Source organism: Pseudovibrio sp. POLY-S9, from assembly GCF_001431305.1.
In the GTDB taxonomy this organism is placed as follows: domain Bacteria; phylum Pseudomonadota; class Alphaproteobacteria; order Rhizobiales; family Stappiaceae; genus Pseudovibrio.
On sequence record NZ_LCWX01000167.1, the window covers coordinates 1 to 7,417 of the forward strand.

The following is a 7,417-nucleotide window of genomic DNA, read 5'->3' on the forward strand; positions in this document are numbered from 1 at the left end:
GTGGTGCTGGCATGCTGTGATCCTCCCGAACAGAGTGAATCACAAATCGAAGTTTTGGGGAATCTCATAGATTCAAACTTTGATCGAAACGCTTTAGGACTACTCAGGGAACTTATCAAACTTCGTGACGTCTTCCAGATGATCATCCCAGTTTGCCTTGCTGGCCATGAAGATGTGCGCAGTCGGCTGGGTATCGACAGGTGTGTCCAGTGACCCGGCAGGCACAACGAGGAAGTTGTTTTCGCGATCATGTGTGGGCACTGGAGAGCCGCATTCTTCGCAAAAGCTTCGGCGGTGCTGGGTGGACGGCACATTGTAGGACTTTATGGAATCCTCTCCACTGGTACAGGCGAAGTCAGCATCAAAGGAAAAGAGATTGGAGCCGTGAACGGACCCGGTTCCTTTGCGGCAATAACTGCAGTGGCAGAAATAGAACTTCTTAAAGGTGGCTTGAATCTGAAATTGAACGGTCCCGCACAGGCAGGAGCCTTTATGAGTTTCGCGCATAATGATGGCCTTGAAGGGCAGATATAATTGGTTGGAGCGGCAATGTGGCAGCGTCGGTCTTCAAATGCAAAACATAAAAAAACGGCGGAGCATTTGCCCCGCCGTCTGTTGTATCCAGGATACAAATTCTTTTAGGCTTTTGCTTCCAACGCACGACGTTCCGCGATGCGTTTGCGTTCCGCAATAGGGTCAGGGATCGGCACCGCATTGATCAGCTCTTTGGTGTAAGGGCTCTGCGGATTGTGGATCACGTCGTGTGCTTCGCCGATCTCAGCGATGTCACCAAACTCAAGAACCATGATGCGGTTGCTGATGTGCTTCACCACGCTCAGATCGTGTGCAATGAACAGCAGAGACAGGCCGAGCTCTTTCTGCAGGTCCATCAGCAAGTTCACCACCTGTGCCTGAACAGATACGTCAAGCGCGGAAACAGGCTCGTCGCAGATGATCAGCTTAGGATTGGTGATCAGCGCACGCGCGATACCGATACGCTGACACTGCCCGCCAGAGAACTCGTGCGGATAGCGGTTGATCATCCGTGCGGACAGACCAACTTTCTCCATGAGCTCACGCACTTGCTTCTTCACTTCATCCTTGGATGTGTTCGGATAATGCGTTTTCAGCGGTTCCGCGATGATCTGGCCAGCAGTTAGACGCGGGTTAAGCGATGCGAGAGGATCCTGAAAGATCATCTGGATTTCCTTGCGGGTCGCCAGAAGGTCTTTCTCGTTCATCTTCATCAGGTCGCGGCCCTGCCAGAACACTTCGCCGCCCTGAGATGGGATCATACGAATGATCGCACGGGCAAGAGTGGACTTACCACAGCCGGATTCACCAACGATGCCGAGGGTTTCCCCTTCTGCCAGATCAAAGGAAACACCTTTAACCGCACGCAGAATGTCTGGCTGATGCCAAGGCAAAGCATTTTGCTTTTTGATCTTGAATTCCACCCGCATGTCGCGAACGGATAAGATTGGCTCTTTCGTGCTCAAAATCAGCCCTCCGCCATTTGGGTTTCAAAGCTGCGATCCAGCGTAACCAGACGTTCTTCGTCCTGATCCAGACGAGGAACAGCGCTCAGCAGACCTTGCGTGTATGGATGGCTCGGCTTGCCGAAGATATCGACGGTAGAGCCCTGCTCCATCACTTCACCTTTGTACATCACCATGGTGCGCTCACAGGAGCCAGCCACGATGCCGAGGTTATGGGTGATGAGAACAATCGCCATGTGAAACTCTTCCTGAAGTTCCACCAGTAGATCCATGATACGTGCCTGAACGGTCACATCCAGTGCGGTTGTCGGCTCATCTGCAATCAGCAGCTTTGGACGACACAGCAAAGACATTGCGATCATCACACGCTGGCGCATGCCGCCGGAGAACTCATGCGGGTAAAGGTGAATGCGGTTTTTTGCATTCGGGATCTTCACCGCTTCGAGCATCCGCACACATTCAGAAATCGCATCTTTCTTCTTCATGCGCTTGCCGTCTGGCGAGTTGTAAATGAGCGTCTCAGCCATCTGGTCCGAGATGCGCAAATACGGGTTCAGAGAGGTCATTGGGTCCTGAAAGATCATCGCGATCTCATTGGAGCGAAGCTTGTTCATTCCCTCATGAGAAAGTCCGATGATCTCCTGACCCTGATACTTAATCGATCCGGAAACCTGCGCATTATGAGGCAGAAGCCCCATGGTCGCGAAGGCCGTCTGGCTTTTACCAGAGCCGGATTCACCCACGATCGCGAGGGTCTCACCCTTGTCGATCTGCAGGTTTACGTTTCTTACGGCTTCTACCACTCCGTCTGGAGTGTTGTAGGTGATCCGTAGATTTTGGATATCCAAGAGTGCCACGATTTCACCTCCTACCGGTCTTTAGGATCAAGCGCATCGCGCAGACCGTCGCCGATAAAGAAAAAGCTGAACAGAGTGATGATGAAGAAGAACATTGGGAATGCCAGCTGCCACAACGTGCCATACTGCATTGTTCCAGCGCCTTCAGCAATCAACGCACCCCAGCTGGTGTTAGGCTCCTGAACACCCAGACCAAGGAACGAAATAAAGCTCTCGGTCAGGATCATCTGCGGGACCAGAAGGGTTGAGTACACGACCACAACACCCAGAAGGTTCGGCACGATGTGACGAAGGATGATCGTAATCGGCTTTACGCCAGTTGCGATTGCAGCTTCAACAAACTCTTTGTTCTTCAGCGTCAGCGTCTGTCCACGTGCAATACGTGACATATCGAGCCAGGAGATCAAACCGATACCCACGAAGAGCATGAAGATTGAACGCCCGAACACCACCAGCAGCAGGATCAGAACAAACATGTAAGGAATGGACTGCAGAATATCGACGATACGCATCATCACGTTGTCGACTTTGCCGCCAGAGTAACCAGCGATCGCGCCGTACAATGTGCCAACGATAACAGCGATCAAGGCGCCGACGATGCCAACCATTAGCGAGATCTGAGTTCCCTGAATGACACGAGCGAACAAATCCCGACCAAGTTCATCGGCCCCAAAATAGTGACCGTTCTCGAGGTTTGGTGCACCGAGCTCTGCGATCTGACCCAGAATACCCCAATCGATCTCTTCGTTAGACCAGACTGCGATCATGTGACCGAGGGTTGAGAACAGGAATACACCGCACAAAAGGATCAGGCTGACCACTGCAGCCTTGTTTTTGAAAAAGCGGCGACGGGCATCTGCGAACAGAGAACGCCCTACGACTTCTTCTTGAGCAGCCAGATTGTCTGCCAACTGCTCCATTTTTTGAACATCTACCATCATGTGCTCAGCCCTCAGTATCTAATCTTCGGGTCGACCCATGCGTACAGGATGTCGACAATGAGATTGAAGAGAATGGTGAGACCACCGATGAGGATCGTGATGCCCATCATCACAGCGTAATCTCGGTTGAGTGCTGAGTTCACATAGAACTGGCCGATACCACCGGTTGAGAAGTACATGTCAATGATAACGGAACCTGTGATCATGGAGACGAACGCAGGGCCGAGATAAGACATGACTGGCAGCAAAGCAGGCTTAAGCGCGTGCTTGAAGATGATAACTCTATACGGCAGGCCTTTAGCCATTGCTGTGCGGATAAAGTTGGTATGCAACACTTCCAGCATGGAGGACCGCGTTAAACGCGCGACGGATGCCATGTAGCTGGTAGATAGTGCGATCACCGGCAAAATCAGGTGGTTCCATTGTCCGTCGTTCCAGCCGCCACCAGGCAACCAGCCCAGCCACAAAGTGAACACCAGAACAAGGATTGGTGCCATAACAAAGTTAGGCAGCACCTGCGCACCGATCGAAACACCAACGGCAAAGTAATCAAGCCAGCTGTTCTGTTTGAGCGCTGCTGCGATACCTAGCGCGCCTCCAACAATGACTGCGACTGCAAACGACAGGAAGCCGTAGGTCAGTGTGACTGGAAAACCGTGTGCGATGATGTCATTTACGCTTCGGTCCTTGTACTTAAAGGATGGGCCGAAGTCGAATTCTGTAATGATTCCACCAATATAGTTGACGATTTGAACATATATTGGATTATTCAGGCCATACTTGGCCTCAATGTTGGCAAGAACCGCAGGAGGGAGCGGACGCTCGGATGTGAATGGGCCACCGGGTGCCGCATGCATGAGCAAGAATGAGATTATTATGAGCAGCAGCAATGTAGGAATTGCGATAGCCACTCTTCGTAGGATGTAGCTGAGCATTGTTATTAGTGTCTCGTATGAAGAACGGGTGATTCAGCAACAAAAAGATGCAAAAACACCGGCGTCTAGGACACCGGTGCTCTTGATTGCTGGATTACTTCGCAACCTTGTAGAGGTTTTTAGCGTACCAGTTCTGCTCAGCGTTTTTGATTGGCCAGTTTTTCAACTGTGCGTTCATCATGTAAACGCCTGTGTAATGATAGATCGGAATGACTGGCATTTCTGCAGACATGATCTCTTCAATACGTGTGTAGTTTGGTTGAGGATTTGCAGATACTTTTGCATCTGACAGGAGCTCATCAACTTCAGCATTGTTGAACTTGCCGTCATTATAACCAGATTCTGAATCCATCAGGTCAAGGAAGGTAGATGCTTCGTTGTAGTCACCACACCAAGCACCACGAGCAAGTTCAAAGTTCTGGTTGCCGCGCTCGTTCAGGAATGTCTTCCATTCCATATTGTTCAAGTTGACTTTAACGCCAAGCTTCTGCTTCCACATCTGGGTCATCGCAATAGCGACTTTCTTGTGGGCTTCAGAAGTGTTGTAGACCAAATCGAACTCAAGCGGGTTGTCTTTGGAGAAGCCCGCAGCTTCCAGAAGCTCTTTCGCTTTTGCATCACGCTCTTGCTGGGACCAACCAGCGAAGTCTACTTTAGGTACTTCGAAGCCAGCTGTTACGGCAGGAGTGAAAGTGTAGGCTTGGAACTGGCCACCCTGCAGAACAGCGTCAGTGATGACGCGGCGGTCAAGTGCATATGCCAGCGCTTTACGAACGCGAACATCTTTGAATTCTTCCGGACCGGAGTCAGACAGGTTGAACGTGTAGTAGTAAGAGCAGAGGCGTGGGAATACGATTGCCTGGTCTGGGTGCTCTTTTTTCAGACGTGGGAACTGACCTGCTGGGACTTCAGTACGGTCGGTTTCGCCTGCGAGGTAACGAGTCAGAGCGATGTTTTCATCATTGATTACAAGGGTTTCAACCTTGTCGATGATGGTGCTCTCGTTGTCCCAATAATTGGTGTTACGCTCCATGATAGCAGTTTCCTGCGGAACGTGCTTCACCAACTTGTAAGCACCGTTAGAAACGATGTTCTCTGGCTTGGTCCATGCTGCACCGTGTGCGTCAATCGCCCAAGCTGGAGTTGGGAAAGTACTGGAGTGTGTAGTCATCGCTGCGAAGTAAGGCAGTGGCTTTGTCAGCTTTACTTCAAGAGTGTGATCGTCAATAGCTTTGATGCCGAGTTCTTCAGGCTTCATGTCGCCTTTAACGATGGCGTCTGCATTCTCAACGGACATCAACTCAGCATACCACTGGTATGGAGATGCGAGTTCCGGGCTAGCCAAACGGCGCCATGCATATACGAAATCACCTGCAGTTACAGGCTTGCCATCAGACCACTTAGCATTGTCGCGAAGCTTGAACGTGTAAGTCAGGTTGTCGTCAGAAACAGTGTGGCTCAGAGCAACACCTGGTACCAGGTTGCCAAGGTTGTCCTGGCTGTAAAGACCTTCAAACAAGTTACGTGAGATCTCGGAGCCGGATACGTCTTCGTTGACCTGTGGGTCAAAAGAAGAGTGCTCGTCGAGAATACGGTATGTGAAAGTCTGGTCGTCAGCGAGTTTCTCGCCTGTTTCTGGATGAACACCCGCAGCAAATGCAGAGGTAGATAGCAATGCGGTGCCGACTACGCTCGCCAAAAGAGAGCTTTTGCTGAATTTCATCTAGGAATCTCCTCACTACATCGGTCGCCTGTTCCCCAACAGCGCCGACTTGGATACATTTCTCAATAGGATCTAGAGTTCACCTCAATTGAAGGGCAAACTCAAAAAATTGCATATTTTCCTGAGAGCAACGCAAAATAGAAATTATTTCGCCTGTTAGCAGCTCCCCACGAGTGGCTTTATGCTCAGTTCCCCTCGCTGCTGGCAGATACGCATATCCCGGTACGCACTCTAACGTAGTTTTTCTCTTATTCAATTGTATTCTTCGCAAGAAATGCCCGCTGCATCATATCCTGGGGGAAATGTAGCTAGATCGTTTGGCTATGAACCTTGCACAATCCTAGGCTTTGTAAGCTTTTTAAGTAGTTTTGCGTCCAATAAAATTTCCAAGAAAAAACATCTGAATCATTCGCAGACACTATTAACCAAAATTGAGAGTAATTAGTTAGGTATTCATAACCCATACTCTTTGCCGGGCAGAGTCTTCGGGTGGGGCATATGGAAGATATTCAGAGACTTCAGAGGTCGGCGGAACCTGAATTACAACTGCCGCTTATATTAGATCTTGATCACACGCTGATACGGACGGATTGCTTTTTTGAAGCATTCATTCTGTTCCTCAAATCAAACCCTTTGAACTTATTCGTTGTTTTTTATTGGCTCTTTCGCGGACGCGCCTATGTAAAACAGCAACTGGCCATTCGCGTAGATTTAAAAATCGATAATTTGCCGCTGAACGAAGATGTTGTTGCCTATGCTCGTGCAGAAGCTGGTAAAGGACGTGACGTTCATATGGCGACTGCTGCTGATGAAGTTCTGGCTATCGCAGTTGCCAGTCGGCTCGGTTTTGTTAATGAAGTTCACGCCAGCAACGGCAAGATCAATCTGAAATCAGGCAACAAAGCGAGCTATCTGGAACAAAGGTTTCCGGATGGTTTTGCGTATGCTGGTGATAGTATTTCCGATCTGCCTGTCTTTAAAAGCGCTGTCCGCTCCTTAATCGTCCACCCTTCCGACAGTTTATCTCAAAAAGCGATGCGATGTGGGGAGGTAGAAAAGACCTTTGCAAGACCTGATGGTTTTTTTCGGCCTCTCCTGAAGAGTTTACGCCTCCACCAGTGGGCAAAGAACACGCTGCTCTTTGTGCCTCTTATTCTGGGTGGTCAGGCTTTGAACCCTGAAGCATGGGCGAGTGCGGTACTGGGCTTTGTGGCTCTCGGCATTCTTGCAAGCTCCACTTATTTGTTGAATGACCTTTGGGATCTTGAAGCAGATCGTCAGCATTGCAGCAAGAAGGCAAGGCCGTTGGCATCGGGCAAGCTGAAGATCGCCCATGCTATGTTGGCCATCCCTTTGGGGTTTGCTCTGAGCTTTGCCATCGCGGCGGCATTAAGCCCCTTTGTCGTGTTGGGTCTTTTCGCCTACTTAGTAACAACGGTTGCCTACTCCTTCTATCTGAAGC

At 50.1% G+C, this 7,417-nt stretch carries 7 protein-coding genes; 1 reads left to right on the forward strand and 6 read right to left on the reverse strand.

The annotated features are described in order from the left end of the window. Window positions 1–99: 99 nt before the first annotated feature. From PPL9_RS17175 to PPL9_RS17200, 6 genes are all read right to left on the reverse strand, one after another. Window positions 100–507: a GFA family protein gene (locus tag PPL9_RS17175; RefSeq protein WP_057463857.1), complete on the reverse strand. Its 408-nt coding sequence runs from the start codon at window positions 505–507 to the stop codon at window positions 100–102. A 131-nt stretch (window positions 508–638) separates the two neighbouring features. After that, window positions 639–1,463 (reverse strand): ATP-binding cassette domain-containing protein, encoded by an 825-nt coding sequence (locus PPL9_RS17180; RefSeq protein ID WP_208980942.1) that lies wholly within the window; start codon window positions 1,461–1,463, stop codon window positions 639–641. Window positions 1,464–1,501: 38 nt separating this feature from the next. Then, complete coding sequence (locus PPL9_RS17185) at window positions 1,502–2,356, reverse strand: ATP-binding cassette domain-containing protein (RefSeq protein WP_057463859.1); 855 nt, start codon at window positions 2,354–2,356, stop codon at window positions 1,502–1,504. Between the two features lie 11 nt (window positions 2,357–2,367). Then, a complete protein-coding gene (locus PPL9_RS17190) occupies window positions 2,368–3,297 on the reverse strand; it encodes an ABC transporter permease subunit (protein WP_193757828.1) in 930 nt (309 codons plus the stop codon). A gap of 11 nt (window positions 3,298–3,308) precedes the next feature. Beyond that, window positions 3,309–4,232, reverse strand: a complete 924-nt coding sequence (gene oppB, locus PPL9_RS17195) for an oligopeptide ABC transporter permease OppB (RefSeq protein WP_057463860.1) — start codon at window positions 4,230–4,232, stop codon at window positions 3,309–3,311. A 94-nt stretch (window positions 4,233–4,326) separates the two neighbouring features. Beyond that, window positions 4,327–5,955: a peptide ABC transporter substrate-binding protein gene (locus PPL9_RS17200; RefSeq protein ID WP_057463861.1), complete on the reverse strand. Its 1,629-nt coding sequence runs from the start codon at window positions 5,953–5,955 to the stop codon at window positions 4,327–4,329. Window positions 5,956–6,453: 498 nt separating this feature from the next. On the opposite strand from PPL9_RS17200, the gene PPL9_RS17205 reads away from it, so the two are divergent. Beyond that, window positions 6,454–7,417: UbiA family prenyltransferase (locus tag PPL9_RS17205; protein ID WP_152986727.1), on the forward strand; the 964-nt coding region annotated here is incomplete at its 3' end.

Coding starts and splice junctions, on each gene's coding strand:
- PPL9_RS17175 (WP_057463857.1), bottom strand. CDS start 507: ATGCGCGAAACTCATAAAGGCTCCTGCCTGTGCGGGACCGTTCAATTT.
- PPL9_RS17180 (WP_208980942.1), bottom strand. CDS start 1,463: ATGCGGGTGGAATTCAAGATCAAAAAGCAAAATGCTTTGCCTTGGCAT.
- PPL9_RS17190 (WP_193757828.1), bottom strand. CDS start 3,297: ATGATGGTAGATGTTCAAAAAATGGAGCAGTTGGCAGACAATCTGGCT.
- oppB (WP_057463860.1), bottom strand. CDS start 4,232: ATGCTCAGCTACATCCTACGAAGAGTGGCTATCGCAATTCCTACATTG.
- PPL9_RS17200 (WP_057463861.1), bottom strand. CDS start 5,955: ATGAAATTCAGCAAAAGCTCTCTTTTGGCGAGCGTAGTCGGCACCGCA.